This is a genomic window from Dietzia sp. NPDC055340 (assembly GCF_053645335.1).
In genome coordinates, this window is the sequence record NZ_JBSHML010000026.1 from 1 (window position 1) to 25,737 (window position 25,737).

Here is a 25,737-nt window from a genome sequence, read left to right on the forward strand (position 1 = left end):
GAATTCGGTAGGTGGCGCGACATCCGATAGGCGAGGAGGCGGCCGGACAGCAGCTTCGCACCTCCGGCCCGCCTCGGTTCGCCGGTAGCGGGCCGGTTGCCTCGCCGGCGTGGCGGCCGGTGTGCGGTGACGCCCGCCACGGTGGCAGGATCGCATCCCGTGACGATCATCGCCGCCGCGGACGGCTCCGCCCTCGGAAACCCCGGCCCCGCCGGCTGGGCCTGGTACATCGACGACGCCCGCTGGCGCTGCGGCGGCTGGAAGCGCGGCACCAACAACCAGGGCGAGCTCGCCGCCGTTCTGGATCTGCTGCGCCAGACCGCTCACGTCGACGAGCCACTGCACGTGCTGTGCGATTCGCAGTACGTCATCAACTCCATCACCAAGTGGATGGCCGGCTGGAAGCGCAAGGGCTGGAAGAAGGCCGACGGCAAGCCGGTGCTCAACGTCGAGGTGATGAAGGCCCTCGACGAGGCGATGCGGGGCCGCGAGGTCACCTTCGAGTGGGTCAAGGGTCACGCCGGTCACGCGCTCAACGAGAAGGCCGACGCGCTGGCCAACGGCGCCTCGAAGGCCCACGCGTCCAAGCAGCAGCCGGAGGCCGGCCCGGGTTTCCCGGGCGCGACCGCGGTCGGTGCGGGCGAGGATCCGGCCGTTCCCCCGGCCGCCGACGGTGGTGCCGTGCCGGCGACGACGACGAGGTCCGCCGACACGTCCGAGCCCGACCTCTTCTCGGTCGGCGAGCCCGGCCCCCCCGGCGCGACGGGTTCGCGGCCCGGGGCTCCCGCCGCCGGGCCCGCGATCGAGGAGCTCGTGGTGGATCTCGAGCGGTCGCTGCTCACTGACGCCGTCCGCCGGGACCGCAAACAGCTCACGCGGCTGCTCGATGTGCGGTGGCGGCAGGTCGACCCCGCGGGCCGGACGTGGACCCGCCGCGAGCTGGGCGCCGCCGAGTCCTCCCTCGCCGGCGTCGAACTCGAGGTGCTGGAGACCCGTCGACTCTCCGACGACGTGGTGCTCCTGCTCTGGCGCGCGACGAGCCCGGGCGGGGCGTCGTCGCTGCACAGCTCGATCTGGCAGCGCGCGGGCGATGACTGGAAGCAGGTCTACCAGCAGGGCACCCGCCAGGCCTGAGCCACGGCCCGGCCTCGCCGCGCCCCGCCCAGCTGCGCCTCGCCCCGCCTTCCAGCGGTTGCAAGACACGGCCTCACGCTCGCAAGACATTTGGGGCTAATCCGGAGCCCGAAAACGCACCTTTTGTCAGGCATCCGGAGATCGATGTCTTGCAACTCGGCTGCAGGCGCCGGGCACGCGGCCAGAAGCCGACCCGGCTCAGCCGCGGCGGGGCGCGGTGAATCCGACTGCGTCGTAGACATGGGACAGCACAGGGCTCGCGACGGCGCGGGCACGCTCGGCGCCGTCGGCGAGGATGCGCTCGAGCTCGCCTCGGTCAGACATGAACTCGTCGAACCGACCTCGCAGCGGGGTGACGAACGCCTCGAGCGCGTCGGCCGTATCGGACTTGAGCGCGCCGTACTGGGCGCCCGCGGCCTGGTAGTCGGCCACGATGTCGGCGACCGGCCGCCCGGTGAACGACGACTGGATCACCAACAGATTGGACACGCCCGGCTTCATCTGACGGTCGAATCGGATGTCGCCGTCCGAGTCGGTCACGGCGCTGCGGATGCGCTTGGCCGACACCTTGGGGTCGTCGAGCAGATTGACGATGCCCTTGGGGTTCGCGCCCGACTTGCTCATCTTGGCCGTGGGGTCCTGCAGGTCGTAGATCTTGGCCGAGCCCTCGAGGATCTTGCCCTCGGGCACCACAAAGGTCTTCTTGTAGCGCGAGTTGAACCGCATCGCCAGATCGCGGGTGAGCTCGAGGTGCTGCCGCTGGTCCTCGCCGACCGGCACCAGGTGGGGGCGGTAGAGAAGGATGTCCGCGGCCATGAGCACCGGGTAGGTGAACAGCCCCACGGTGGTGCCGTCGGTGCCCTGCTTGGCGGCCTTGTCCTTGAACTGGGTCATGCGGGCGGCCTCGCCGTAGCCGGTGATACAGCTCAGCACCCACGACAGCTCGGCATGCTCGGGAACGTGCGACTGCACGAAGAGCACCGAACGCGTGGGGTCGATACCCAGCGCGAGCAGCTGCGCGCAGCCGCGGAAGACACGCTCGCGCAGCTCCTTGGGGTCCTGCTTGACGGTGATCGCATGCAGGTCGGGGATGAAGTAGAAGGCGTCGTAGTCGTCCTGCAGCTCGACCCACTGCCGCACGGCGCCCAGGTAGTTGCCGAGGTGGTACGAGTCGGCGGTGGGCTGGATGCCGGACAGGACGCGCTGGCGCTTCGCGGGCGCCGACGTCTCGGACGGCCCAGTCGCGGAGGTGGGCGTTGCGGAGGAAGGCTGCTCAGACATGGCGTCCATCTTCCCACGCCCGGGTGGCTTCGCCTCGGCCGACCGACGGCGACAGCCACCCGGGCAGCGGTTCAGCCGGCGGCCAGCCCCACGGTCGGTGACAGTCTCGCCGCCCGACGGGCCGGGAGGACCGAGGCCAGGAGCCCGGCCAATAGTGCAGCGCCGACCACGAGCAGCAGCTGGAGCCACGGCAGACCGAAGGCCAGCGGCACATCCATCTGGCCCAGCAGGGCGGCGATCCCGACCGCGCCGAAGCCGGTCCCGGCGATGATGCCGATTCCCGCGGCCACGACCGTCATCTGGACTGCCTCGCAGGCCAGCATCATGCGCATCTGTCCCCTGGTCAGTCCCAGGGCCCGCAACAACGAGGACTCCCGCGTTCGTTCGATGACCGACAGTGAGAGCGTGTTGGCCACGCCGATCACCGAGATCACGATGGCCACCGCCAGCAGGGCCAGCACGATACCGAGCATCGTCGTGATGATCTCCTCGATCATCACCCGTTCCATTGCCGGGCCGACCTCCGCCTGCAGGCCGGTATCGCCGGAGATCGTCGAGGCCAGTGTCTGCAGTTGCGCGGACGAGAGGTTCCCGACCTGTGCCCAGATCTGCATGGTTCCGGCGCCGGGGTCCAGCTCCCGGAGGGTGTCCATCGGTACCAGGATCGACCCGGGCCACGGGGATTCGGCGGTGGTCGTCTCCACGGTCACCTGTCGGCCCGCGACGGAGAGCGTGAGTGGAGCGCCCTGGGCGCTGACCGCGTCCGTCAGTTCGTCGCCGACGGCTGCGGTGCCCGCGGCCGGCACCGGGTCATCCCCACGAGACGCCTGCCCGACGGACCCGTCGACCCCGAGCACCAGCACCTCCTCGTCGCCGACACGGGCGAGGGTGCCCGGTACGGCCTCGGCGTGGACAACTCCCTCCGCGCCGGAGACCGCGGCGACCTCGGTCGGGTCGAGGGGGTGTTGCTGTTCACTCGTGACGAACATGTCGATGGGGCGCTGCGCATTGATCTCCCTGGTGATCGACCCCTGGGCCAACGCCGCGCCCACCATCATCGTGGTCACGATGGTGACGCCGATGACCATGCCGATCGTGGTGGTCGCGGTCCGCCCCGGGTGTCTCCTCGAGTTCAGAGCGGCCAGACGGAACGGCAGCCACCCGCCCGGGACGATGCCCGCCAGTCCTGCGATCATCGGGGCCGCCGTCATACGGAGCAGGACGATCAGACCGATCGCGGTGACCGCCGCGGCCGGGATAGCGATGACCATCCGGGCCGCCATGACCGCGACGACCATCCCCGCGATGCCCCCGACGACGAGCGCCGTCCCGAGCATCGTCGTCCACATGCGGGAGCGTGGCGCGGGCGCGACCGCCTCCAGAGGCCGCATCGCCATGAGCGGCGACGTGCGCGTGGCCTTGCGGGCCGGCAGGGACACGGAGATCAGGGTGACCGCCACACCGAGAACCATCCCGACCACCACGATCCACCAGTGCAACACCGGCGGATCGAGCGCGGCGAGGCCCGGCACGCTCCCACTGGCCGAGGCGATCAGGTGGCCGAGTCCGTACCCGCCGGCCGTGCCGAGCAGGGAGGCGACCACACCGACCAGCGCCCCCTCACCGAGCACCAGCCACCGGACCTGACCGGAAGTCGAGCCGAGGCATCGGAGTAGTGCCAGTTGCCGGGTGCGCTGGGCGATGAGCACATCGAAGGTGTTCATGATCACCAGGGCCGCCACCAGAAGCGCGATGACGGTGAAGGCCAGCACGATCACGGCGAGCATCGCGGCGTCGCCGAAGAACCTCTCCGTCTCGCGGTCGACGATCTCCTGCTGTGTGAGGACGGAACCGTCCACACCGGCCTGCTCCAAGGCGGCGCTCACCGACGCCTTGAGGGCCTCGTGGTCGCCTCCGTCGAGCGGGGCTGCGATCCTGATCTCCGTGGTGGAGACCTGCCCCAGCTCGTCCAGGTCCTCGGGGAGGACGAACACGGTCGGCAGCGGGGAGACCCCTACACCGGTGTAGAGACCGGTGATCTCGAGATGCGGGCCCGGCTGCTCGCGGCCGGCGTCGTCGTACCCCGTCGGGTCCAGCGTGTCCCCTACGGACAGTCCCAGATCCTGCGCGGTCTCGTCGTCGACGGCCGTCTCGTGCCGACCAGTGGGCCACCGGCCGTCGGTCAGCTCCTCCGCGCGCAGGTCGGCCGCCGGCAGGTTGCGGGCCATAGCGCTGTAGTGCCGACCCTCGATCCGCATCTGGACGAACGATGTGGAGTGAGCACCGGCGCTTCCGACACCCCCGTGTTCCTGCAGCGCCGTGAGCGCGCGGCCGACCTCGTCGTCGTCGAAGCCACGCGAATCCACCACGGCGCCGACACCGGCGTACTCGCCGGCCAACTGGGTGCGCATGCTCGACTGGAAGGAGTCCATCGTGGCCAGGGTCGCGACGACGAAACCCACCGAGATCGCGATCGCGAGCCCGGCAGCCAGCAATCGAGCGCCACCGGAGCGGAACGTCGACATCAGAACGGTTCTCATCGTGCGAGTACCTCCTGCTCGCGAAACGGCAGGGTCTCGTCGCCCGCGCCCGTGGTGAGATGCAGCAGGGCGTCGGCGACGGTCTCCGGGCTGGGAGCGGTGAGATCAGCGGCCGGGCGGCCGTCGGCCAACATGACGACTCTGTCGGAGTACACGGCGAGCCCGGGATCGTGCGTGACCATGATGACCGTCTGCCCGAACTCACGAACCGCCGCGGCGAGCAGACGCATGACCTCCGCTCCCGACGCCGAATCGAGGTTGCCCGTGGGCTCATCCGCGAAGACCACGGCCGGGCGGGTCACCAGAGCCCGGGCCACCGCCACGCGCTGCTGCTGCCCACCGGACAGTTCGTGGGGCTTGCGGTCCAGCAACGCCGCGATGCCCAGCCGGCCGGTGACCGTCCGGACCCAGTCGGCGTCCAGCTTCTCGCCGGCCAGCTGTGCCGGCAGGCCGATGTTCTGGCGAACGCTGAGCGTCGGGATCAGGTTGAAGGACTGGAAGACGAATCCCGTGCGGGTGCGCCTCAGTGTGGTCAGCGCCTTGTCGCTCATCCCCGTGATCTCCCGACGGCCGAGGAACACGCGGCCCTCGTCGGGGGAATCGAGGCCGGCCAGCACGTGCATGAGCGTGGATTTGCCGGACCCCGAGGGGCCCATGATCATGGTGAACCGGCCGGCGTCGACGGAGATACTGACCCTGTCGAGGGCGAGCACCTGGTTCTCGCCGCTGCCGTGCCGGCGGGTGACGTCTGTGGCTCGGACGGCGGCATGCCCGGTGGCGTCTGCGTCACGGACGGTGGCGGTCGCTCCGGTTCCGCCTGAGCTCTCGGTCATCGTGTTCTCCTCGGTGGTCGTGTTGTCGATGACCACCGTATGGACCGTGACCTGCGCGGACATCCTCCCTGAGGCTCTCGTCCGCGCGCGGGACTCATCCTTCCGGATGACACCGAGCCACCTCTGGGATGACGTGGTCCGTCGTCGGCGGGCCGCCTCACGCGGGCGGGGTGGCGCGGCGTCGGCCGCTTCGCCAACGGCGTCGGTACGGTCCCCCGTCAGCGGGCGGCGCCCGGGCCCGCCACCCCGTGCTCGTAGGCCCAGACGACCGCCTGCACACGGTCCCGGGCGCCCAGCTTGGCGAGGATCCGCCTGACGTGGGTCTTGACCGTCGCCTCGGAGAGGTACAGCCGTCCGGCGATCTCGCCGTTGGATTCGCCGGTGACCATGGCCAGGAGGATGTCCGTCTCGCGGTCGGTCAGCCCCGCCCGTCGCGCCCGGTCGCGCGGCGATTCGGGCGCGTCGGAGGTGACCAGCATCGGACCGACGTGCTCGAGCAGGCGTCGGGTGGTGGTCGGCGCGACCACGGAGCCGCCCTCGTGCACCTGCCGGATCGAAGCCAGAAGCGTCTCGGGCGGAACGTCCTTGAGCAGGAACCCGGCGGCGCCCGCTTTGAGCGCGGCGAACGCGTACTCGTCGGTGTCGAAGGTGGTGAGGACGACGATGCGGACCGGCGGGATCTGCCCGGCGTCGACCATCGTCAGGATCTCCTCGGTGGCGGCGATCCCGTCCTTGACCGGCATGCGCACGTCCATGAGGATCACGTCGACCGGCCGCTCGCGGAGGAGATCAACCGCCCGGGCGCCGTCTCCGGCCTCGGCGACGACCTCCAAGTCCGGTTGCGATCCGATGAGCATCGCGAAGCCGGCACGCAGTAGATGCTGGTCGTCCACCAGCATGACCCGGATGGGGTTCATCGCCGCCCCTCCTCGGCCGGGGGGCGATCCCTGGACGTGGCGGCGGCCCGTCCGGCGCGGGGGAACCGGGCGCGGACGGCGAATCCCGTGCCCTCGAAGCCGGCGTCCACCGTTCCGGAGTACAGCGCGACCCGCTCCTTCATCCCGTCGAGTCCGGAGCCCCGACGCTCGCCGTCGGGGTCTTTCGCATCCCCGGTGGTGCCGACGCCGGGCTGGCCGGCGGGCGCCTGTGGGTCGTGGTCGACGACCTCGACCAGAAGGTCGGAGGCGACGGTGGTGATGGCCACCTCGGAGTGCGCGTCGGGGCCGGCGTGTTTGAGCGTGTTGGTCAGCGCTTCCTGGACCACCCGGTAGGCGGCGAGGGACTGCCCCTCGGGGAGCTCCGCCAGCCATGCGGGCGGCCGGTACTCGACCGGTAATCCCGCGGCCCTCACCGATGCGACGAGCTCGGCGATGTCGGTCGCCTTGGGCTGTGGCCGATGGTCCACCGGATCTTCCGTACTGCGCAGCACACCGAGCATCCGGCGCAGTTCGACCAGTGACTCCCGACCGGTGCTCGCGATGGTGCCCAACGCGCGTTCGGCGGCGTGCGGGTCCGTGCTCGCGACGTAGCGGCCACCGTCGGCCTGGGCGATCATCACCGACAGGGAGTGGGAGACGACGTCGTGCATATCGCGCGCGATGCGCAGTCTCTCGTCGGTGGCGGCGGCCGCGGCTTCGTGCGCCCGCTCCCTGATGAGCAGGCGGTTGCGCTCCTCGATCTCGGCGAGACGCCTGTGCCCACGGGCACCGACCTCGCCCAGCATCCACGCGACCATCACCGTCGACGCACAGAAGCCGGACACGACGGTCGCCACGACGACCTCCTCGAAGCCGAGCGTCGGGACGGCGGAGGGGCCGGTGGCCGGTGTGCCGATCCAGTAGACGTTGGCCGCATAGGGCACGAGCACCAGCACGGCGCCCGCCAGCCCGAGCCCCAGGAACGCCCTGGAGATCTTGGGGCTGCCGAACTTCGCCACCGTGTAGACGGTGATCGGGACCGCCGCAATCGGCATGGACGGCGGGATGAGCAGAACCGCCATGAGCAGAGCCATCCCGGCGACCGCCATCGCAGCCGGGACCAGCAACGCGCGGCGTAACGCGAGCACACCGGTCATGACCAGGGGCAGAGCCAGCTCGACCCATCCCGGCAGGAACGGGTTCTGCCCGTAGAAGGTGTCTCGGCTCGCGACGGTCAACAGGCTCAACGGAATCGCCACGAAGAGCGCGTCAGTGATCCACGGTTGCCGTTCCAGGAATGCCAGAACGCGCTCGACGCGGCCACTCGGCGGCGCAGGCGAAGTCGTGGCGGCACCCATGCCCGCCACTGTAGTTCGACCCGACAGCCCTCCGAATCAGCCCGCGGGATGATGTTTCGGGTGGCGTCCGGCCTCCCGGATCGTGGAAAGACCCCGGTAACGGGCCTCGCCATCCGCCGCCGCTGCCTAGGTGACCGGCGGCGGGAAACCACCCGTCGCGACGGGACCCCAGTCGTCGATCGTCACGCGGATGAGGCTCTTGCCCTGGCGGACCATCGCCTCCCGGTACTCGTCCCAATCGCTGTGCTCACCGGCCACGCTGCGGAAGTACTCGACCAGCGGCTCGACCGCCTCGGGCAGATCGACGATCTCCGCGGTGCCGTCGAGGTGAACGTAGGGGCCGTTCCAGTCGTCCGAGAGCACGCACACGCTCACTGCGGGGTCGCGGCGGATGTTGCCCACCTTGGCCCGCTGCGGATAGGTGGCCACCACGAGCCGCCCCTCGGAGTCGACGCCGCAGGTCACCGGGGAGGTCTGCAGACCACCAGACGATCGCCGGGTGATGAGCACGGCCCGGTGTCGGGGCCGCAGGAATTCAACGAGCGCGGTGCGATCGGGACGTTCGGCGGTGGCGTACTTCGTCATGCTCCCGAGGCTACGAGAGTCGACGGTGCGCCGCAGTCACTCGTAGACGACGGTCACCGGCGCGTGGTCGGACCAGCGCATGTCATAGGCACTCGCCCGGTCGACACGGTCGGACACCGCGCGGTCGACCAGGCCGTCGGTCACCACGTGGTAGTCGATGCGCCAGCCCGCGTCGTTGTCGAACGCCTTGCCGCGCTGCGACCACCACGAGTACGGGCCCACCTCGTCGGGCCGGCGATGGCGGACGATGTCGGTCCAGCCGCTGCCCTCGGCGAACACACCGGTCATCCACTCACGCTCGTGCGGCAGGAAGCCCGAGGACTTGTGGTTGCCCTTGTGGTTCTTCAGGTCTTCCTCGCGGTGGGCGATGTTCCAGTCGCCGCAGATGATCATCTCGTGACCGTCACGGGCCCCGACGGCCGCGGCCCGCTCGGAGAGAAACTCCCGGAACGTGGCCAGGAAGCGGTCCTTCTCGTCCTGCTTGGGAGTGTTGGCCGACCCCGACGGCAGATACAGGCTCGCCACGGTGACGGTCTCGCCGTCGACCGCGCCCGGGTACACGGCCTCGATGTAGCGACCCGACTCGGCGAACTCCGGGTCCCCGTGGCCGACGCACACCTCGGCCGGCTCCTGCCGCGACAACAGCGCCACACCAGCACGCCCCTTGAGGGACGAGGGCGACCCGATGAGGTGCCATCCGGCCTCGAGCGCGGGCGCCAGCGCCTTGCGGGTCTGGTCCTCGTCGGCGCGCACCTCCTGCAGGGCGACGATGTCCACCCCGCTGGTCTCGAGCCAGGGTAGGAATCCGAGGTTGGTCTCCGATCGCTGCTTGACTGCGGCGCGGATCCCGTTGACGTTGACGGTCGACACGGTAAGGCTCACGGCCGCCATCGTAGCGCCCCCCGTTAGCGGCCTCGGGCCAGCACCCGCGCCCATCCAACTGTTACATGTAACATGGCGACATGAGCACGAAGGACCGGGTTCGCCGCCACCGCGAACGCCTGCGGGCGCAAGGACTGCGGCCCATCCAGATGTGGGTCCCGGATGTGACGTGGCCGGGCTTCAGCATCGAGGCGCACAAGCAGTCTGTTGCGATCGCCGGCAGCGCACAGGACACGGAGGATCAGGTATTCGTTGACTCGCTGTCCACCGATTGGGACGACGACTGAGGATGCGGCGCGGCGAGATCTGGACCGCGTCAGGGCCTGGCTACGCAGGCGAGCCCCGCCCGGTGGTCATCGTCCAGGACGACCGATTCGACGCCACGGCCTCGGTCGTGGTGTGCCCGTTGACCACCAACCCGACTGAGGCACCACTCTTCCGGCCCGCGGTCGAGCCTTCGCCGCTCAATGGTCTGACCACAGCATCACGGCTGATGGTCGACAAACTCACCGCCGCTCCACGAGATCGGGTCCGCGAACGGGTCGGGACGCTGGAGCCGGAGCACCTGGTCGCCTTGGAACGCAGCATGATCGTCTTCCTCGGGATGGCAGATTGACGCCGAACGTGACCGAGACTCCGCACACCGATCAGGCGGCCTCCGAGCGCCGGGCCCCCAGGACCGCGGCCACGAGGATCGCCAGCCCGAGCGCCGCCAGCGCCGCCCCCGCGAGTGCGGGAGAGGTGTAGCCGAAGCCGAACGCGATCACCACGCCGCCGATCCACGCCCCGAGCGCGTTCGCGGCGTTGAGCGCCGAGTGGTTGAGGGAGGCCGCCAGCGTCTGCCCGCGTCCGGCGTAGCGCATGAGGCGGGTCTGCAGGCCGGGCACGAGCGCCGAGCCGGTGGCGCCCACGAGGAAGAGCCCGATCACCGCGGTGACCGGATTGTGCGCCGCGAGCGAGAACAGGGCCAGGACGGCCGTCATGACGGTCGCGATGACCACCAGGCCGCGGTCGAGATCGCGGTCGGCGATGATGCCGCCCACCACGTTGCCGGCGACCATGCCGAGCCCGTACACCGCCAGCACAGCGGGCATCCAGGCGCGGTCGATGCCGGCGACGTCGACCATCGTCCACTGGATGTAGGTGTAGATGGCGAACATGCCGCCGAAGCCCACTGCGCCCACCGCGAGGGTGGCGAGGATCTGCGGGCGGGCGAGCGCCGCCAACTCCTCGCGCGCCCTGACCACGACGCCTCCCGTGGGTTCGGGGACGACGACGAGGATGGCCACCACGGTCGCGGCCCCGATCACTCCGACAGCGAGAAACGCGGACTCCCAGCCCGCGGCCTCCCCGAGCCAGGTGGCCACGGGCACGCCGATCACGTTCGCCACGGACAGACCGAGCAGCACCTGGGCCACGGCCCGCGCCTGCTTGCCGGCCCCGGCGAGAGAGGCCGCGACCAGTGAGGCGACGCCGAAGTACGCGCCGTGCGGGATGCCGGCGAGGAAGCGTGCGGCGACCAGCGTTTCGAGGGTGGGCGCGAACGCGGCGACCACGTTGCCCGCCGTGAACAGCCCCATCAGGACCATGAGCAGGGTCCGCCTCCGCCAGCGGGAGGTCCACACCGTCAGCAGCGGGGCGCCCACCACCACACCGAGGGCGTAGGCGGAGATGACGGTGCCGGCCTGTGGCTCGGAGATGTCGAAGCTGTCCGCGATCGAGCGGAGCAGGCCCATCGCGGCGAACTCGGTGACGCCGATGCCGAACCCGCCCAGCGCGAGGGCGAGAATCGCGAGCTGGACGCGGGCGGGCGAGAAACCGGGGTGTTCGGCGACGGGCTGGGGCACCGCAGCAGGTTACGCCGCGTGCCGGGTGGCTCCCGTGACGGTCGACCCGTTCAGGGGGCGGCGAATCCTGCCGGGGTCCCTGACGCCGGTAAGGGCGCCGTACGCATGAGCCGGCGCCCGCCCCAGACCAACACGAACGTGGTGATGTACATGACGATGCTGTAGACCGCCGCGGCGAGACCGACCTCCTCGATGCCGATCACGGTGAACGCGATGAGCATCGTGAGCGTGGTGTTCTTGATCCCGAGCTCGACAGCGATCGCGATCTGCTCGGCGCGGCCCAGGCGGCAGACCCAGGCGACCAGGCCACCCAGGATGATCACCGCGATGTTGAGGACGATCACCGCGGGGCCGACGGAGGCGACCAGGTCGACGATGCGGTCCCGCTCCCCCAGCACGATGCCCACGATGAGTGCCACCAGGACGACGAGCCCGACGACGCCGACGAACCGCTCGATCCGGTCAGCCAGCGCCGGCTTGCGGGCTCGCAGGAGCATGCCCAGTGCGACGGGGATGAGGATGACGCCCAGCAGGAGCCCGAAGGTCTGGCCGAGCGGGACCGTCACGTCGTATTCGGTGGCACCGGGGATGACACGAGCTCCGATGTCGAACCACAGCGGCAGCGTGAGGATCACCGCGACCGACGCGATGGCGGTGAGGATGATCGACAGCGCGACGCTGCCGCGGGCCAGGTAGGTGATGAGATTCGATGTGGCGCCGCCGGGTGAGGCGGCCACGAGGATCACGCCGAGCGCGAGCAGTGGCGAGAGGTCGAAGATCATCGTGACCCCGACGCCCATGAGCGGCACGAGGATCAACTGGGCGACCAGGCCGACGATGGTGGCCCACGGCGCCCTGGCCTGGACCGCGAAGTCCTCCTTGGTCAGGCTCAGGCCGATGCCGACCATGATGATCGCCAGCGCGATGGGTAGGCCGATCTCGATCAGGGGACTCTGGTCCACGGGGTCTCCTCCGGTCCTCGGTCCGTCGACGGAAGGGCCGCCTGTGATCTGGACCACTGACCGGTGACGATATCCCACGTCCGGGGGCCGCGGTGCCCGAACTCCGGCCTACGGGCTGGGACCAGTCAGCCGGTCACGTAGCCCCTCGTTGCGGGCGGTAAACGGCCTAGGCTAGCCTGACCCCAGGTCATGAGTTCCAGCGACAAGCCCCGGCTCGCTGGACGGCAACCCTCCACCGCGGTGGGGTGCCCCGGGAGACGACCTGGCCCACACCACATACGGTGGCAGGCAAGCGCGGGTCCGTTGTCCTTCAGCGGCCGGACCCTTCTGACGAGAGGAGGGGCCAGGCCCCTATGACATACGACAACAGCAATCCAGACTGGGCCTTCGAGACGCGCCAGGTTCACGCAGGTCAGCCCGTCGACTCCGACACCGGCGCCCGCAACCTGCCGATCTACCAGACCACCTCGTACGTCTTCGCGGACGCCGAGCAGGCCGCCAACCGGTTCGCCCTGTCCGAGATGGGCCCCATCTACACGCGCATCACCAACCCGACCGTCGCCGCGGTCGAGGCGCGTATCGCCTCCCTCGAGGGCGGCGTCGCCGCGACCATGTTCGCCTCGGGACAGGCCGCCGAGACCGCGGCGATCCAGTCGATCCTCCAGGCCGGCGGACACGTCGTGGCCTCGCCCCGCCTCTACGGCGGTACCGATGCCCTGCTGCGCCACACCCTGCCCAAGTACGGCATCGAGACCACGTTCGTCGAGAACCCGGACGATCCCGAGTCGTGGCAGGCCGCCGTCCGGCCCAACACGCGCGCGTTCTACGCCGAGACGATCTCCAACCCGCTCAACGACGTGCTCGACATCCCGGCCATCGCCGAGATCGCTCACCGCAACCAGGCGCCGCTCATCGTGGACAACACGACGGCCACCCCGTACCTGGTCCGTCCCCTGGAGCTGGGCGCCGACGTCGTCGTCATCTCCGCCACCAAGTACCTCGGCGGCCACGGCTCCTCGCTGGCCGGCGTCCTGGTCGACGGCGGCTCCTTCGACTGGCGCGCGCAGCGCGACGGCGAGGACCTCTACCCGTCCTTCACCACCCCGGACCCCGCCTACCACGGCGCCGTCTACGCCGACCTCGGCGCGCCGGCCCTGGCGCTCAAGGCCCGCGTCACACTGCTGCGTGACACCGGCGCCGCGCCGAGCCCGTTCAACGCCTGGGCCATCGCGCAGGGAATCGACACCCTGAGCCTGCGCGTCGAGCGGCACGTGTCCAACGCGCAGACGATCGCCGAGTGGCTCGAGGCCCGCAGCGACGTCGCGTCGGTCTCCTACGCCGGCCTGGCGTCCTCGCCCTGGAACGCCATCCAGAAGAAGATCTCGCCCAAGGGCGCCGGCGCGATCGTCACATTCGAGCTGACCGCCCCCGAGGGCGCGTCCGACGAGGACCTCAAGAAGCGGGCCTGGTCGTTCATCGACGCGCTCAAGCTGCACTCCTGCCTCGTCAACATCGGTGACGTGCGGTCGCTGGTGAGCCACCCGGCCACCACGACCCACTCGCAGGGCACCCCGGAATCCAACGCCAACGCCGGGGTGTCCATCTCCAGCATCCGCCTGTCGGTGGGCATCGAGGCCGTCGAGGACATCATCGCCGACCTCGAGCTCGGGTTCGCCGCGATCTCCTGATCTCACGCGCCCATGGTCTCCGCCTCCGATCCGCTCGCGCTGCTACCTCCGGGTGACGGCACCCTCGGCCACGTCGCCATCGGCGACCTCACGCTGGTCACGGGTGTCGTCCTCCCGGCGGTGACGCTCGCGGTGCAGCGGTGGGGGCGGGTCAATGAGGATCGATCCAACGTGGTGCTCGTCGAGCACGCGTTGACCGGCGACTCGCACGTCGTGGGGCCGGTCGACTCACTGCACCCCACCCCGGGCTGGTGGAACGGGCTGGTGGGGCCCGGACTGCCGCTGGACACCAACCGCTACTGCGTGGTGTCCGTCAACGTCCTGGGTGGGTGCCGTGGGTCGACCGGGCCGAGCTCACTGCACCCCGACGGCCACTACTGGGGCGCCCGCTTCCCCGCCGTCTCCGTGCGGGACATGGTCACCTCCGAGCGGATGCTCGCCGACCTGCTGGGCATCGAGCGTTGGGCTGCGGTGATCGGCGGGTCGATGGGTGGGGCCCGCACGCTCGAGTGGATGATCACCCATCCCGAGCGTGTCCGCGCGGCCTGCGTCCTGGCCGTGGGCGCGCGCGCGTCGGCGGATCAGATCGGCATCCAGACGGCACAGATCATGGCCGTCACCTCCGACCCCCACTGGCAGCAGGGTGGCTATCACGGCACCGGTCGCACGCCGGTGACCGGTCTGGGCATCGCCCGCCGCATCGCCCACCTGTCGTACCGCGGCGAGGTGGAGCTCGACGAACGCTTTTCCAACCGGCCCCAGCCCGGTGAGAATCCGCGCGCCGAGGACCTGTCAATGTCCGGTCGCTTCGCCGTGCAGTCGTACCTCGACCACCAGGCCGGCAAGCTCGTCTCCCGCTTCGACGCCTGCACCTATGTGCTGCTGACCGACGCGCTCAACCGTCACGACGTGGGCCTAGACCGCGGGGGCGTCGAGGAGGCACTGCACTCCTGCCCGGTGCCGTGTGTGATCGGCGGCGTGACCACCGACCGGCTCTACCCGCTGCGTCAGCAGGAGGAGCTGGCCGCGCTGCTGCCGGGCGCCGATCCCCTCGTGGTGATCGAGAGCCCCGCCGGGCACGACGGATTCCTCACCGAGGACGACGTGGTGGGTCCGATGCTCGCGCGCACCATGGAATTGTCCGAGCAGGACACGATCGAGCGTTCCCGAGGACTGGCGTGACCGTGCCGGAGTATGACGACGACGACAACGTCCACCCCGACTCCGCCCACCCCGGAGCCGGCCGCGACCCGGACCACACACCCCGGCCCGCCGCGATGGTGCTCGCCGGGCTGTCGGCGGGATTCGGGATCATCGGGGTGTCCATCGGGTTCGCCACCGTGCTGGGCGTGACCGCCACCGCCTCCGGCGGCTTCGACACCTCCGGATTCGGGCCGATGATCATCTCCGCCGTGTCCTCGCTGGTGCTGGGGCTGCTGCTCATCGTCGGCGCGGTGCTGCTGTGGCGTGCCCACCGTGCGTCGCTGGTGGTGATCAGCTCCGCCGTGACTCTGCTGGCGTTGAGTTCGGCGGCCCGCATGGTGCTGGACAGTCTGACGTTCATCTCGGTGGTCGGCACCGTATTCTCGTTGCTCGCGCTGGTCGCGATGGGCTACCTGATCACCTCGGACGATGTCCGCGAGCACATCCGCGAGGGCGTCCCGCTGCGCCTTCGCTGACGCGGCCTGCTCCGGCGCGTTCTGCCCGCGCTCTCGCCGCGCCGCGATCTTTCCGCCGCACTCGCCCCGCCGCATCCCGCCGGTCTCTTTCAGGGGAATTCTCAGCTTGGCGATCGAGATCATCGAGGGTATGAATTTTCCAGACGATCTCCTCGCAATGCTTCTCACCACCGATCAGCTCCTCAGCCGAGGAATGACTTCTCACACCCTGAGGGGCGCGGTGGAGTCCGGCGAGCTGATCCGGCTCAGACCCGGGTTCTTCGTCGACGGCCGAGCTCGTGAACTCCAACGAAGTGATCGGCACCTCCTGGCGGTTCTGGCCGCGGACATCGCCCTCGACGCGCCGGTGTTCTCCCACTCCTCCGCGGCCCTGATCCACGGACTCCCGGACTGGGGGCTCCCGCTTCGAAAGGTGACAGTGTGTGAGGAAGGGCCGGAGCCGCGTACGCGCAGCTCTGCACTGACCACGTTCCGCTCCGTGCCCGAGCTGTCGGGGCATCTGATGACCGTCGACGGCTTGCGGGTCACCACCCCTGCGCGGACGGTGACGGACATTGCGATGTCGACGAACAGAGATACCTCCGTGCCGACCGCCGACGCTGCGCTGCACAACGAGATCGTCACGAGGGAGGCGCTCGATGGTGCGCTGGACGGGGCTGCGGGTCGCCGCGGGATCAGGCGTGCCCGACACAAGATGAGCCTAGTCGACGGACGAAGCGAGAGTGTGGCCGAGACTCTGAGTCGACTGATCTTCCGCGACTTCGGGCTGCCTGAGCCTGAGACACAGGTCGAGATCCGCAACCCCCGCGGGGTACTGATCGCCCGCGTGGACTTCCTCTGGTCCGAGTACGGGGTGATCCGAGAATGTGACGGCTTCGGCAAGTACTTCGACGGGCTGACCCCCGCCGAGACGCGGCGCCGCCTGGGCAAGGAGAAGGATCGGGACGCCGAACTCATGGCCCTCGGCTACCGGGTTCTGCACTGGCGATGGCGCGATCTCGAGGAGCCCCATGCCCTCGCTACACGATCAAACGGGTGCTTCGTCACGCCGCAGCGTGACCCCTGAGCGCCGCCGGCTGAACGTCACCCATCCGATATCGCGCTGCCTGCCAGATTTGGCAGGCAGCGCGATATCCGATGGGTGGCGGCGGGCTTGATAGGCAAAGTATGAAGGGATCGAGAGGCCGGGGTCAGCCGGTGCCGAGGGAGTCGACCGAGGTGGCCAGCCACAGGATGACCGCCCCGATGCCGAGGTAGAACGCCGCGTCGAAGCGCTTGGAGCGCACCCCGAGCAGCCGGGCCCGCTCATCCGAGAGGCCCAGCCGCAGTGCCGCCGCCGCCAGTGCCACGATGCCCAGCACGAACGCGCCGCGTCGCCACCGCTCGAGAATCACGAATCCGAGTGCCACCGCCACACCGATGAGCACCAGCGCGAGCGGCCACTGCGACCGTACCTGCGCCCACGTCAGCCGGGCGGGCCGCGTCCGCGACGGGCCGGCATCGGCACGCTGGGGCCGTTGCCGGTCGGGGGCGGGATGGGTCATTCGGGCCTCACGCCTCGGCGGCCAGCCGCTCGCAGCGCTCGACCACGTTGCTCAGCAGGAACGCCCGGGTCAGCGGTCCTACGCCGCCGGGGTTGGGCGAGATCGCGCCGGCCACCTCCCACACGTCGGGGTGCACGTCGCCGGCGAGCTTGCCGTCGAGGCGGGACACGCCCACGTCGAGCACGGCGGCGCCGGGGGAGACCATGTCCGGGGTGAGCATGTGCGGCACGCCCGCGGCGGCCACGATCACGTCGGCACGGCGGGTCTCGGCGGCCAGGTCGCGGGTGCCGGTGTGGCACAGCGTGACCGTCGAGTTCTCGCTGCGACGGGTCAGCATCAGCCCGATCGGCCTCCCGACCGTGACGCCGCGGCCGATCACCACGACGTGCGCGCCGTTCAGCTCCACGCCGAAGCGACGCAGCAGCCGGATACACCCGTTCGGGGTGCACGGCAGCGGGGCGGGCTCGCCCAGCACGAGCTTGCCGAGGTTGACCGGGTGGAGCCCGTCGGCGTCCTTGGCCGGGTCGATGCGCTCGAGGATCGCGTTCTCGTCCAGGTGCTTCGGCAGCGGCAGTTGCACGATGTACCCGGTACACGCGGGGTCGGCATTGAGCTCGTCGATCACGGCCTCGAGCTCGGCCTGCGTGGTCTCGGCCGGCAGATCGCGCCTGATGGAGGCGATGCCGACCTGCTCGCAGTCGCGGTGCTTCATTTTGACGTAGGACTGGCTGCCCGGGTCGTCGCCGACGAGCACGGTGCCGAGCCCGGGGGTGATTCCCTGGTCCCGGAGCGCGTCCACGCGCGTGGTGAGGTCGGCGACGATCTCGTCGCGGGTGAGCTTGCCGTCCAGCTTGATCGCGGTCACGGCTGCCAGTATCCCACTCCACGGCGGGCGCGCAGGCACGGCACTGCGAGAATGCCGGACATGACCGGAGCGGCTGTACGAGTGTTGTTCGACCGACCCTGCATCCCGCCCAACACCGGCAATGCGATCCGGATGGCCGCGGGCGCGGGCTGCGAGCTGCATCTGGCCGGCCCGTTGGGTTTCGACCTGTCCGAGAAGCATCTGCGTCGGGCGGGGCTGGACTATCACGACCTCGCCCATGTCGAGGTCCACGAGAACCTCGAGGCCGCGTACGAGCGCCTGCTGCCGGCGCGGGTCGTCGCGTTCACCGCGCGCGCCGACATGTCGCTACCGGACGTGAGGTTCGAACCGGGCGATGTCCTGCTGTTCGGACCGGAGCCCACAGGGCTCGCCCGGGAGGTGCTCGACGACGACAGGGTCACCGCGAGAGTTCGCATACCCATGCTGCCGGGCCGCCGCTCGATGAACCTGTCCAACGCCGCCGCGGTGGCCGTCTACGAGGCGTGGCGCCAGTTCGACTATCAGGGCGATGTGAGTTTCCAGTCCCCATGATTTAGAGTTTCGGTATGCCGAAATCTCGCACGGCCGGCATCCGTAACCACCCGGGTGGCCGAGTCGCCGGTGACGCCGTCGTCGTCGTCGTCGCGGTCGTCGTTGCCAGGATCCGTGCGGCCTGCGCGGCGGCACCCGCCCTCCCCCGGCGCATCGCCGCGGCGGCCCTGGCGCTTCCGCTGGCCCTGTCGCTGACGGCCGGGTGTGCGGTTCCGACCACGCCCGGCGGGGACATCGACGACCGCGCCGAGTTCGTCGACACCGACGACCGACTGGTCGTGGCCACCACCTTCACGATCCTCGCCGACATGGCGCGCGTCGTCGGCGGTGACCGCGTACAGGTCGAGTCGGTCACCACCCCCGGCGCCGACGTGCATTACTACGAGCCCACCGCCGGCGACCTCCGGCGCGTCGAGGGCGCGGACCTGGTGATCAGCAACGGCCTCGGCCTGGACGACTGGCTACTGCGGTTCATCGACGGCACGGGCGCCCGGCACGTCGTGACGACCGACGGCATCGCCCCCGAGCCCGTCAGGTCGGGCAACTCGGTCGGCCACCCCAACCCGCACGCCTGGATGTCCCCCACCGACGGGGCCGCGTACATCCGCGTGATCGCCGACGCTCTCGGGGAGATCGATCCCGCCGGCGCCGCCGGGTACACCGCCCGCGCCGACGCCTACACCGCCGAACTCGAGGCACTCGCCGAACGGGCGCGGGACGCCGTCGCGACCATCCCGCCCGAGCGGCGCGTGCTCGTGACCTGCGAGGGCGCCTTCTCCTACCTCGCGCGCGACCTGGGGCTCGAGGAGCTGTACCTCTGGCCGGTCAACAGCGAGAACCAGGGGCTGCCGCGGCAGGTCACCGCGCTCATCGACGAGGTCCGTGAGCGCGAGGTGCCCGCCCTGTTCTGCGAGTCGACCGTCTCCGGCGACGCCATGGAGCAGGTCGCGTCCGAGAGCGGCAGCCGTGTGGCGGGCCTGCTGTACGTCGACTCACTGTCCGCCGAGACCGGCCCCGTGCCCACCTATCTCGACCTGCTCGACCACGACCTGCACACCATCACCCGGGAGCTGACCGCATGACCGTGCAGCCACTGCCCTACTCACCGCACACCGGGCCGCCCGCTGCGGTGGTCACCGGCCTCACCGTGGACCGCGGCCAGGTGCGCGCACTCGACTCCGTCTCACTGACCGTGCCGTCCGGCGAGATCACCGTGCTGCTCGGCCCCAACGGATCCGGCAAGTCGACCCTGCTGCAGACCCTGCTCGGCCTGGTCACCCCGACCGCCGGGGCCGTACGCATACTCGGGCAGCCGGTGCGGAAGGCGTTGCGCAGCGGCAGGGTGTCGACGGTCCCCCAGAAGGACGCGCTCGACGAGGGCTTCCCCATCACCGCTGCCGAGGTGGTCATGCAGGGCCGGCGCAGGTTCACCGGGGCGTGGCGCCGACCGTCCGCCGAGGACCGGGACGCGGTGGCCGAGGCGCTCGGCCGCGTGGGGCTGACCAGGGTGGCCTCGCGGCGCATCGGCGAACTCTCGGGCGGCCAGCGGCGCCGCGTCCTCCTGGCCCGCTGCCTGGCCCAGGAGGCCGACCTGCTGCTGCTGGACGAGCCGTTCAACGGCATGGACGCCGGCAGCGAGGAGGTCTACATCGACGTTCTGCGTGAGCTCACGGCCGCCGGCCGCACCGCCCTGATCTCCACCCACCACCTCGGCACGGTCGAGCGACTGGCCGACTCGGTCGCGCTGCTCAACGGGCGGCTCGTGGCGCACGGCCCGGTCACCGAGACCACTACCCCCCAGATCCTGTCGACACTGCTCGGCGCGCGCCCACCCGCGGCGGCCACCGCAGCCGACCACACCGCCGAGGAGGCCCTACCGTGATCGATCTCCTTCTCGAGCCGATGTCGTACGAGTTCATGCGCCGCGCCCTGCTCGTGGTGGCGGCCTCCGGGGTCGCCGGCGCGCTGCTGAGCTGCTGGCTGGTCCACATGGGCTGGTCACTGATGGGTGATGCGGTCTCGCACGCCGTGTTGCCGGGCGTGGTGATCGCGGCGATGACCGGGATCCCGTTCGCCGTCGGCGCGCTTCTCGCGGCGCTCGTGGCGGTCGCGCTTATCGGCGGGGTCCGCGAGGCCGGCACCGTCCGCGAGGACGCCGCGATGGGCATCGTGTTCACCGCCCTGTTCTCGCTCGGCCTGGTGCTCGTCGCCCGCTTCCCCAGCCAGCAGGACCTGCACTCGATCCTGTTCGGCAGCGTGCTGGGCGTCCGCGACTCCGACCTCATCCAGGTGCTGGCGGTGTCGGCGTTCACGGTGATCGTGCTGCTGGCCTTCCGTCGCGACCTCGTCATGGTGGCCTTCGACCGGCTCCAGGCCCACGCCCTGGGCCTGCGCACCCGCGCCCTCACCGCACTCCTGTTGGCGACGCTCGCCACCGCGACCGTCGCGGGGGTCCAGTCGGTGGGCGTGATCCTGGTCGTGGCGACCCTGATCATCCCCGGCGCGACCGCCCAGCTCGTGGCCGACACCATGCGGGGGACGATGATCCTCGCCGTCGTCGTCGCCCTTGTCGGGGGCGTGACCGGCCTGTACTTCGGCTACTACGCCGACCTCCCGCCCGGGCCCGTCGTCGTCCTCACCCAGGCGATCATCTTCCTCGTCACGCAGTTGTTCGCGCCCCGGCGCGGAGTGGTGCCACGGGCACTGGCGGGCGCACGCGCACGGCGATCGGGGATGATGGCGGCATGAACGACGACCAGCCTTTGCGCCTGGCGGATCTCACCCCCACCATCCAGGCCTATCTCATGGCCGCCCACGCGCTGGGTGCCGGGGGCGAGCCCGTGACCTCGGGAGCGATGGCCGAACGGCTGGGGGCGTCGCCGTCGTCGGTGAGTGAGGGCGTGCGCAAGCTCGTGGCACTGGGCCTGGCCGAGCACCGCCCCTATGCGCCTGTCGAGTTGACGGAGACCGGCCGCTGGCTGGCGGTGGCGATGGTGCGGCGCCACCGGATCATCGAGACGTTCCTGGCGCGCTGCCTGGACTACCCGTGGGACGCGGTGCACGCCGAGGCGGACGCGCTCGAACACGTGGTCTCCGACCGGTTCGTCGACGCCCTCGACGCCTTCCTCGACCACCCGCGGCGGGACCCGCACGGCGATCCCATCCCCACGCGCGACGGTCGCGTCGATCCCCTCGGCGACACGCCCCTCGATAGCGTCGGCGAAGGCTCTACGGGTGTCGTGACGCGGGTCTCCGACCGCGACAACGCCGTGCTGCGCCACCTCGCCGACATCGGCCTGCGTCCCGACTCGCCGGTGCGCGTGGTCTCCCGCCAGGTGGAGCTGGGGATCATCACCGTGTCACTTGGCGGCGAGCCGGTGCAGGTCGGCACGCCCGTCGCGGCGGCGGTGCGGGTGCGCCTCGACGAGGCCTGAGCCCCGCCGCGCACGAGTCCTACGGGGGCGCGACGACAACGACGACGACATCACCCCGTCCACCCGTTCGGCCCGCGGTCACTCAGGCGGCGCGATGGGCGAGTGCGGGCCGGGCCCGGCTGGCCGGGGTGCCCGTCGCGCAGCGGTCGGTCCGGACGGCCGACGCCGGCGAGCCCTCCCGTGCGGCCCGACTCTCCCGCGCGGCCCGACCCTCCCGCGCTTCTCGGCGTGCCCGTGCGGCCGGGGCCCGCAGGCCGAGCGCCACCAGCGTGGCGAGCACCATCACTCCGTCGATCAGAGCAGCCGCGGGCGCGCCCGTGACGTCGTGGCGCAGCAGGAGCACGGCGGTCATCGTCATGGACGCCTTGTGGAAGATCACCACGAGCCACAGCACGGCGGCGCCGGGCGGGGTGGCACCGAGATAGGCGGACAGGGCGGCGAAGACGAGCAGGCCGTACGCCCGCCAGTAGCCGGTCAGCTGGAACTCGGGCGTGATGGTGGGCGCCTCGAGTCCGGCGGCGATGCCCAGGATCGCCGCGACGACGGCGGTCGTCAGCAGCAGCGCCCGGTACAGCAGCAGGTGGAGTCGATCAATGGCCATGGTCGGTATCGTCGCCCGGCGGGGTCGTCGGGCACATCGGGGAGATCCCCCGGTTCGCACCTGAGATCCGGGCCCGGCGGTGCGAGGGCCGCTCGTGTCAGTGTGGCCGTTGCGTCTTAGGGCCTCTGCTGCGGTCGGCGGTTCTCCCGCCATTCGCACGACGCCGCCCGGCCTGGCCCAGCATTGCCCGGCCCTGCAGCCCGGCCCTGCAGCCCGGCCCCACGCCACCCGGTTGCAAGACGTCCCATCCCGGTCGCAAGACTTCTGGCGCGTTCTCTGCTCCTCTAATCGCACCTGCGGTCTTGCAGCTTCGTGTGCATGTCTTGCAACTCGGCTTTCGGCCCCGTCCGTCGGCCAGTCGGCCCTGCGGCACTGCGGCACTGCGGCTCGGGGGCGGTCTCGGTTAGAACATCACGCCCGGGTTGAGGATGCCCTGCGGGTCGAGTGCGGTCTTGATGCGCCGACTCAGGTCCATGACGTCCTCGCCGAGCTGGACGGGCAGCCACGGGGCCTTGAGCCGGCCGACGCCGTGCTCACCGGTGATGGTTCCGCCCATGCCGATCGCCAGGTCCATGACCTCGCCGAACGCCAGCTGGGCGCGGGCGGCCCGGTCGGGGTCGTCGTCCTCCAGAACGATGATCGGGTGGGTGTTGCCGTCACCGGCGTGGGCGACCAGCGCGATCGGGATGTCGCGGCTGGCGGAGATCTCCTCGATTCCGGCGACGAGCTGCGGAAGCGCAGGCAGCGGCACGCCGACGTCCTCGAGCAGCAGCGAGCCGACCTTGCCCAGGCTGGTGAACGCGGCGCGGCGGGCGACGGTGAACTGTTCGCCCTCATCCGGGTCGTCGGTGGCGAACACCTCGGTTGCGCCGTTCGCGCGGAACGCCTCGGAGATGAGCTCGGTCTCGGCCGCACGGTCGGCGCCGGTGAGGTCGGACTGCGCGAGCAGCATCGCCCCGGCCGAGGTGTCGAGCCCCATCCGCAGGTCGGCCTCGACGGCGCGGATCGAGACGTTGTCCATGAACTCGAGCATCGCCGGGCGGATGCGGCTAGTGATCGCCAGCACCGCCTCACTGCACGCCACCACGTCGGGGAAGATCCCCACGACGGTGGAGCGCGGCGGCTGCTCCGGGAGGAGTCGCACGATGATCTCGGTGACGATCCCGAGCGTGCCCTCGCTACCGACGAACAGCTTGGTCAGGCTGAGTCCGGCGGTGTCCTTGAGGCGCGCGCCGCCGAGACGGACCGCGGTGCCGTCGGCCAGGACGACGGTCATTCCCAGCACGTAGTCGGTGGTCACGCCGTACTTCACGCAACACAGGCCGCCGGCGTTGGTGGCGATGTTGCCGCCGATCGAGCAGATCTCGTACGACGACGGGTCCGGCGGGTACCACAGGCCGTGTTCGGCGACGGCCGCCTTGACCTCGGCGTTGTACAGGCCCGGCTGCACGGTGGCGGTACGGGTGACGGGATCCACCTCGATCGCCCGCATCAGCTCCGTCGACAACACGATCCCGCCCTCTACAGCCGTCGCACCGCCGGACAGGCCCGAGCCGGCACCCCGGGGAACGACGGGCACGCCGTGGGTGCTGGCCCAGCGCATGACCTCCCGGACGTCCTCGGTGGTGCGGGCTCGGACGACCGCCAGCGGCATGCCCGGGTGGGGCGCCTTGGCCCAGTCCTGGCGATAGCCCTCGAGCACGTCTGGGTCGGTGAGTAGCTGGGTAGAGCCCAGTCGGGCACGCAATTCATCGAGCTCGGCGGCGGTCACGCCGTGACTCGCGGCGTCATGGTCGGCGGCACTGTCAGCGGTGGAGGCGCTCATGCCGTGTGAACCTACGCCGGCGCGCTGGCGTCGACTGTCTCATCGACGAGTTTCTCCCCCACCGAGGCGTCCTCACGCGTGGATCCCGCCTACCGCCCCCGGTTTCCCGACGACGACGCGATGCAGGCATAGTGTCCTGGTGCCCTCGACCCCCGGAGCAGGACAGTCAGCCCCGGGGACCGCTGTACCCGGGCCCGGCCCCGCGTGGTTCGGGGCCGTCATGGGCACCGGCGGCCTGTCGACTCTGCTGCAGCTGCACGCGGACGCCGTGCCGGGGTTCGCGACGGGTGCCGTCGTGATGCTCGTCCTCGGCTGGGTGTTGCTCATCGGCCTGGGCTCGGGGTTCGCCCGCTCGATCGCCCGCGATCCGCAAGAGTGGTCACGGTCGGTTCGGGACGCCACGATGGTGCCGCTGTGGGGCATGGTCTCGATGGGCCTGTTGGCGGTGGGGTCGGCGACGTTCGTCGTGACCGAGACCCGGGTTCCGTCTCTGGCGTCCGTCGCGTTCGGGGTGGATGCCGCGCTCTGGGGCGCCGGCACGGTGCTCGGTCTGGCCACGGCGTTGGGTTTCGCGGTGTGGCTGATCTCGAGACGCCCTGCCCATCCGCTCCCCACCTGGGCGTTGCCGATGGTGCCGCCGATGGTCTCGGCGACCGCCGGCGGGGTGATCGCAAAGCAGGTCAAGTCCGAGGCGATCCGGTCGATCCTGGTCGGCGCCTGTGTGGTCTGCTTCGCGGTGGCACTGGTTCTGGGCGTCGCGGTGATCGTGTTGGCCTACCACCACGCCTGGTTCCGCACTCCCGTGCCGGTGGCACTGTCGACCACCACGTGGATTCCGCTGGGGATCATCGGCCAATCGGCGGCTGCGGCGCAGGTGTTGTCGGGCCCGTCACTGTCCGGCCTCGCCCGCGTGTACAGCGCGGTGGTGCTGGTCGCGGGTGCGGGCTTGGGCGCATATGCGGTGTTCGTGACGATCCGCGGGTTCGTGGCGCGGATGCCGTTCAATACCGGTTGGTGGGCGATGGCCTATCCGTTGTCGACGTGCGGGCTGGGCTCGTACTTCCTGGGCTGGCAGTGGGCGAGCCTGCTGACGGTGGCGGTACTGATCGCCATCTGGCTGCTGTGTGCGGTCGCCAGCGTGCGCGCGATCGCGGCGCCCCGCCACGCCTGACCCCGCGCCACGCCTGACCCCGCGCCACGCCTGACCCCG

The 25,737-nt window shown here is 70.5% G+C and carries 26 protein-coding genes and 1 riboswitch; of the genes, 13 read left to right on the plus strand and 13 right to left on the minus strand.

All coding sequences use genetic code 11. The annotated features are described in order from the left end of the window. Nucleotides 1–159: 159 nt before the first annotated feature. Complete coding sequence (locus ACWIFB_RS16160) at nt 160–1,134, plus strand: RNase H family protein (RefSeq protein WP_454058775.1); 975 nt, start codon at nt 160–162, stop codon at nt 1,132–1,134. A 198-nt stretch (nt 1,135–1,332) separates the two neighbouring features. Here the strand turns inward: ACWIFB_RS16160 and trpS are convergent, their stop codons facing one another. The 7 genes from trpS to ACWIFB_RS16195 form a co-directional block, all read right to left on the minus strand. After that, entirely contained in the window at nt 1,333–2,415 is a 1,083-nt protein-coding gene (gene trpS / locus ACWIFB_RS16165; RefSeq protein WP_454058776.1) for a tryptophan--tRNA ligase, read from the minus strand. 71 nt (nt 2,416–2,486) lie between these two features. Continuing rightward, complete coding sequence (locus ACWIFB_RS16170) at nt 2,487–4,955, minus strand: ABC transporter permease (protein WP_454058777.1); 2,469 nt, start codon at nt 4,953–4,955, stop codon at nt 2,487–2,489. Continuing rightward, nucleotides 4,952–5,851: an ABC transporter ATP-binding protein gene (locus tag ACWIFB_RS16175; protein ID WP_454058778.1), complete on the minus strand. Its 900-nt coding sequence runs from the start codon at nt 5,849–5,851 to the stop codon at nt 4,952–4,954. Before ACWIFB_RS16175 ends, ACWIFB_RS16170 begins: the two co-directional genes overlap by 4 nt. Before the next feature lie 155 nt (nt 5,852–6,006). Next, nucleotides 6,007–6,705 carry a response regulator gene (locus ACWIFB_RS16180; protein ID WP_454058779.1) on the minus strand — a complete coding sequence of 233 codons (699 nt, stop codon included), beginning with the start codon at nt 6,703–6,705 and terminating at the stop codon, nt 6,007–6,009. Continuing rightward, a complete protein-coding gene (locus tag ACWIFB_RS16185; protein WP_454058780.1) occupies nt 6,702–8,063 on the minus strand; it encodes a sensor histidine kinase in 1,362 nt (453 codons plus the stop codon). Before ACWIFB_RS16185 ends, ACWIFB_RS16180 begins: the two co-directional genes overlap by 4 nt. Before the next feature lie 126 nt (nt 8,064–8,189). Next, the gene (locus tag ACWIFB_RS16190) at nt 8,190–8,648 is read right to left on the minus strand and encodes a PPOX class F420-dependent oxidoreductase (RefSeq protein ID WP_454058781.1); all 459 of its coding nucleotides are present in this window, start codon (nt 8,646–8,648) and stop codon (nt 8,190–8,192) included. Nucleotides 8,649–8,684: 36 nt separating this feature from the next. Continuing rightward, nucleotides 8,685–9,539 (minus strand): exodeoxyribonuclease III, encoded by an 855-nt coding sequence (locus tag ACWIFB_RS16195; protein ID WP_454058782.1) that lies wholly within the window; start codon nt 9,537–9,539, stop codon nt 8,685–8,687. Between the two features lie 71 nt (nt 9,540–9,610). Between ACWIFB_RS16195 and ACWIFB_RS16200 the strand changes: the two genes are divergently transcribed. Together ACWIFB_RS16200 and ACWIFB_RS16205 are read left to right on the plus strand one after the other, a co-directional pair. Continuing rightward, nucleotides 9,611–9,817, plus strand: coding sequence for an antitoxin MazE family protein (locus ACWIFB_RS16200; RefSeq protein WP_452099177.1), 207 nt, complete (start codon nt 9,611–9,613; stop codon nt 9,815–9,817). 2 nt (nt 9,818–9,819) lie between these two features. Beyond that, complete coding sequence (locus ACWIFB_RS16205; protein ID WP_454058783.1) at nt 9,820–10,146, plus strand: type II toxin-antitoxin system PemK/MazF family toxin; 327 nt, start codon at nt 9,820–9,822, stop codon at nt 10,144–10,146. Between the two features lie 31 nt (nt 10,147–10,177). On the opposite strand, the gene ACWIFB_RS16210 is transcribed toward ACWIFB_RS16205, so the two are convergent. Together ACWIFB_RS16210 and ACWIFB_RS16215 are read right to left on the minus strand one after the other, a co-directional pair. Further along, nucleotides 10,178–11,320 carry an MFS transporter gene (locus tag ACWIFB_RS16210; RefSeq protein WP_454058801.1) on the minus strand — a complete coding sequence of 381 codons (1,143 nt, stop codon included), beginning with the start codon at nt 11,318–11,320 and terminating at the stop codon, nt 10,178–10,180. 107 nt (nt 11,321–11,427) lie between these two features. Further along, on the minus strand, nt 11,428–12,339 hold the full coding sequence (locus ACWIFB_RS16215; RefSeq protein WP_454058784.1) for a bile acid:sodium symporter family protein: 912 nt from the start codon (nt 12,337–12,339) through the stop codon (nt 11,428–11,430). A 185-nt stretch (nt 12,340–12,524) separates the two neighbouring features. Continuing rightward, nucleotides 12,525–12,640: riboswitch (SAM riboswitch) on the plus strand. 52 nt (nt 12,641–12,692) lie between these two features. On the opposite strand from ACWIFB_RS16215, the gene ACWIFB_RS16220 reads away from it, so the two are divergent. The 4 genes from ACWIFB_RS16220 (at nt 12,693) to ACWIFB_RS16235 (ending at nt 16,772) form a co-directional block, all read left to right on the plus strand. Continuing rightward, complete coding sequence (locus ACWIFB_RS16220) at nt 12,693–14,027, plus strand: O-acetylhomoserine aminocarboxypropyltransferase/cysteine synthase family protein (protein ID WP_295652236.1); 1,335 nt, start codon at nt 12,693–12,695, stop codon at nt 14,025–14,027. Nucleotides 14,028–14,039: 12 nt separating this feature from the next. Further along, complete coding sequence (gene metX / locus ACWIFB_RS16225) at nt 14,040–15,209, plus strand: homoserine O-acetyltransferase MetX (protein WP_454058785.1); 1,170 nt, start codon at nt 14,040–14,042, stop codon at nt 15,207–15,209. Continuing rightward, a complete protein-coding gene (locus ACWIFB_RS16230) occupies nt 15,206–15,706 on the plus strand; it encodes a hypothetical protein (protein WP_454058786.1) in 501 nt (166 codons plus the stop codon). Before metX ends, ACWIFB_RS16230 begins: the two co-directional genes overlap by 4 nt. A gap of 130 nt (nt 15,707–15,836) precedes the next feature. Beyond that, complete coding sequence (locus ACWIFB_RS16235) at nt 15,837–16,772, plus strand: type IV toxin-antitoxin system AbiEi family antitoxin domain-containing protein (protein WP_454058787.1); 936 nt, start codon at nt 15,837–15,839, stop codon at nt 16,770–16,772. A gap of 124 nt (nt 16,773–16,896) precedes the next feature. Here ACWIFB_RS16235 and ACWIFB_RS16240 read toward each other — a convergent pair whose 3' ends face one another. Both ACWIFB_RS16240 and ACWIFB_RS16245 read right to left on the minus strand, forming a co-directional pair. Then, nucleotides 16,897–17,250: a DUF3017 domain-containing protein gene (locus tag ACWIFB_RS16240; RefSeq protein ID WP_452099172.1), complete on the minus strand. Its 354-nt coding sequence runs from the start codon at nt 17,248–17,250 to the stop codon at nt 16,897–16,899. A 7-nt stretch (nt 17,251–17,257) separates the two neighbouring features. After that, entirely contained in the window at nt 17,258–18,115 is an 858-nt protein-coding gene (locus tag ACWIFB_RS16245) for a bifunctional methylenetetrahydrofolate dehydrogenase/methenyltetrahydrofolate cyclohydrolase (RefSeq protein ID WP_452099171.1), read from the minus strand. 60 nt (nt 18,116–18,175) lie between these two features. Between ACWIFB_RS16245 and ACWIFB_RS16250 the strand changes: the two genes are divergently transcribed. Genes ACWIFB_RS16250 through ACWIFB_RS16270 form a run of 5 tightly spaced genes read left to right on the plus strand, consistent with a single transcriptional unit; the run spans nt 18,176 to nt 22,101 of the window. Continuing rightward, nucleotides 18,176–18,667, plus strand: coding sequence for a tRNA (cytidine(34)-2'-O)-methyltransferase (locus ACWIFB_RS16250; protein WP_452099170.1), 492 nt, complete (start codon nt 18,176–18,178; stop codon nt 18,665–18,667). A 14-nt stretch (nt 18,668–18,681) separates the two neighbouring features. Beyond that, on the plus strand, nt 18,682–19,749 hold the full coding sequence (locus ACWIFB_RS16255; RefSeq protein WP_454058788.1) for a metal ABC transporter substrate-binding protein: 1,068 nt from the start codon (nt 18,682–18,684) through the stop codon (nt 19,747–19,749). Then, nucleotides 19,746–20,549, plus strand: coding sequence for a metal ABC transporter ATP-binding protein (locus ACWIFB_RS16260; protein ID WP_452099168.1), 804 nt, complete (start codon nt 19,746–19,748; stop codon nt 20,547–20,549). The genes ACWIFB_RS16255 and ACWIFB_RS16260 overlap by 4 nt, the downstream gene beginning before the upstream one ends. Continuing rightward, the gene (locus ACWIFB_RS16265) at nt 20,546–21,415 is read left to right on the plus strand and encodes a metal ABC transporter permease (RefSeq protein WP_454058789.1); all 870 of its coding nucleotides are present in this window, start codon (nt 20,546–20,548) and stop codon (nt 21,413–21,415) included. The genes ACWIFB_RS16260 and ACWIFB_RS16265 overlap by 4 nt, the downstream gene beginning before the upstream one ends. Next, complete coding sequence (locus ACWIFB_RS16270) at nt 21,412–22,101, plus strand: metal-dependent transcriptional regulator (protein WP_454058790.1); 690 nt, start codon at nt 21,412–21,414, stop codon at nt 22,099–22,101. The genes ACWIFB_RS16265 and ACWIFB_RS16270 overlap by 4 nt, the downstream gene beginning before the upstream one ends. A gap of 82 nt (nt 22,102–22,183) precedes the next feature. Here the strand turns inward: ACWIFB_RS16270 and ACWIFB_RS16275 are convergent, their stop codons facing one another. Both ACWIFB_RS16275 and ACWIFB_RS16280 read right to left on the minus strand, forming a co-directional pair. Beyond that, on the minus strand, nt 22,184–22,702 hold the full coding sequence (locus tag ACWIFB_RS16275) for a hypothetical protein (RefSeq protein ID WP_454058791.1): 519 nt from the start codon (nt 22,700–22,702) through the stop codon (nt 22,184–22,186). A 403-nt stretch (nt 22,703–23,105) separates the two neighbouring features. Next, on the minus strand, nt 23,106–24,527 hold the full coding sequence (locus ACWIFB_RS16280) for an FAD-binding oxidoreductase (protein WP_454058792.1): 1,422 nt from the start codon (nt 24,525–24,527) through the stop codon (nt 23,106–23,108). Between the two features lie 139 nt (nt 24,528–24,666). On the opposite strand from ACWIFB_RS16280, the gene ACWIFB_RS16285 reads away from it, so the two are divergent. Next, nucleotides 24,667–25,698, plus strand: a complete 1,032-nt coding sequence (locus tag ACWIFB_RS16285; protein ID WP_454058793.1) for an SLAC1 family transporter — start codon at nt 24,667–24,669, stop codon at nt 25,696–25,698. Nucleotides 25,699–25,737: the final 39 nt, after the last annotated feature.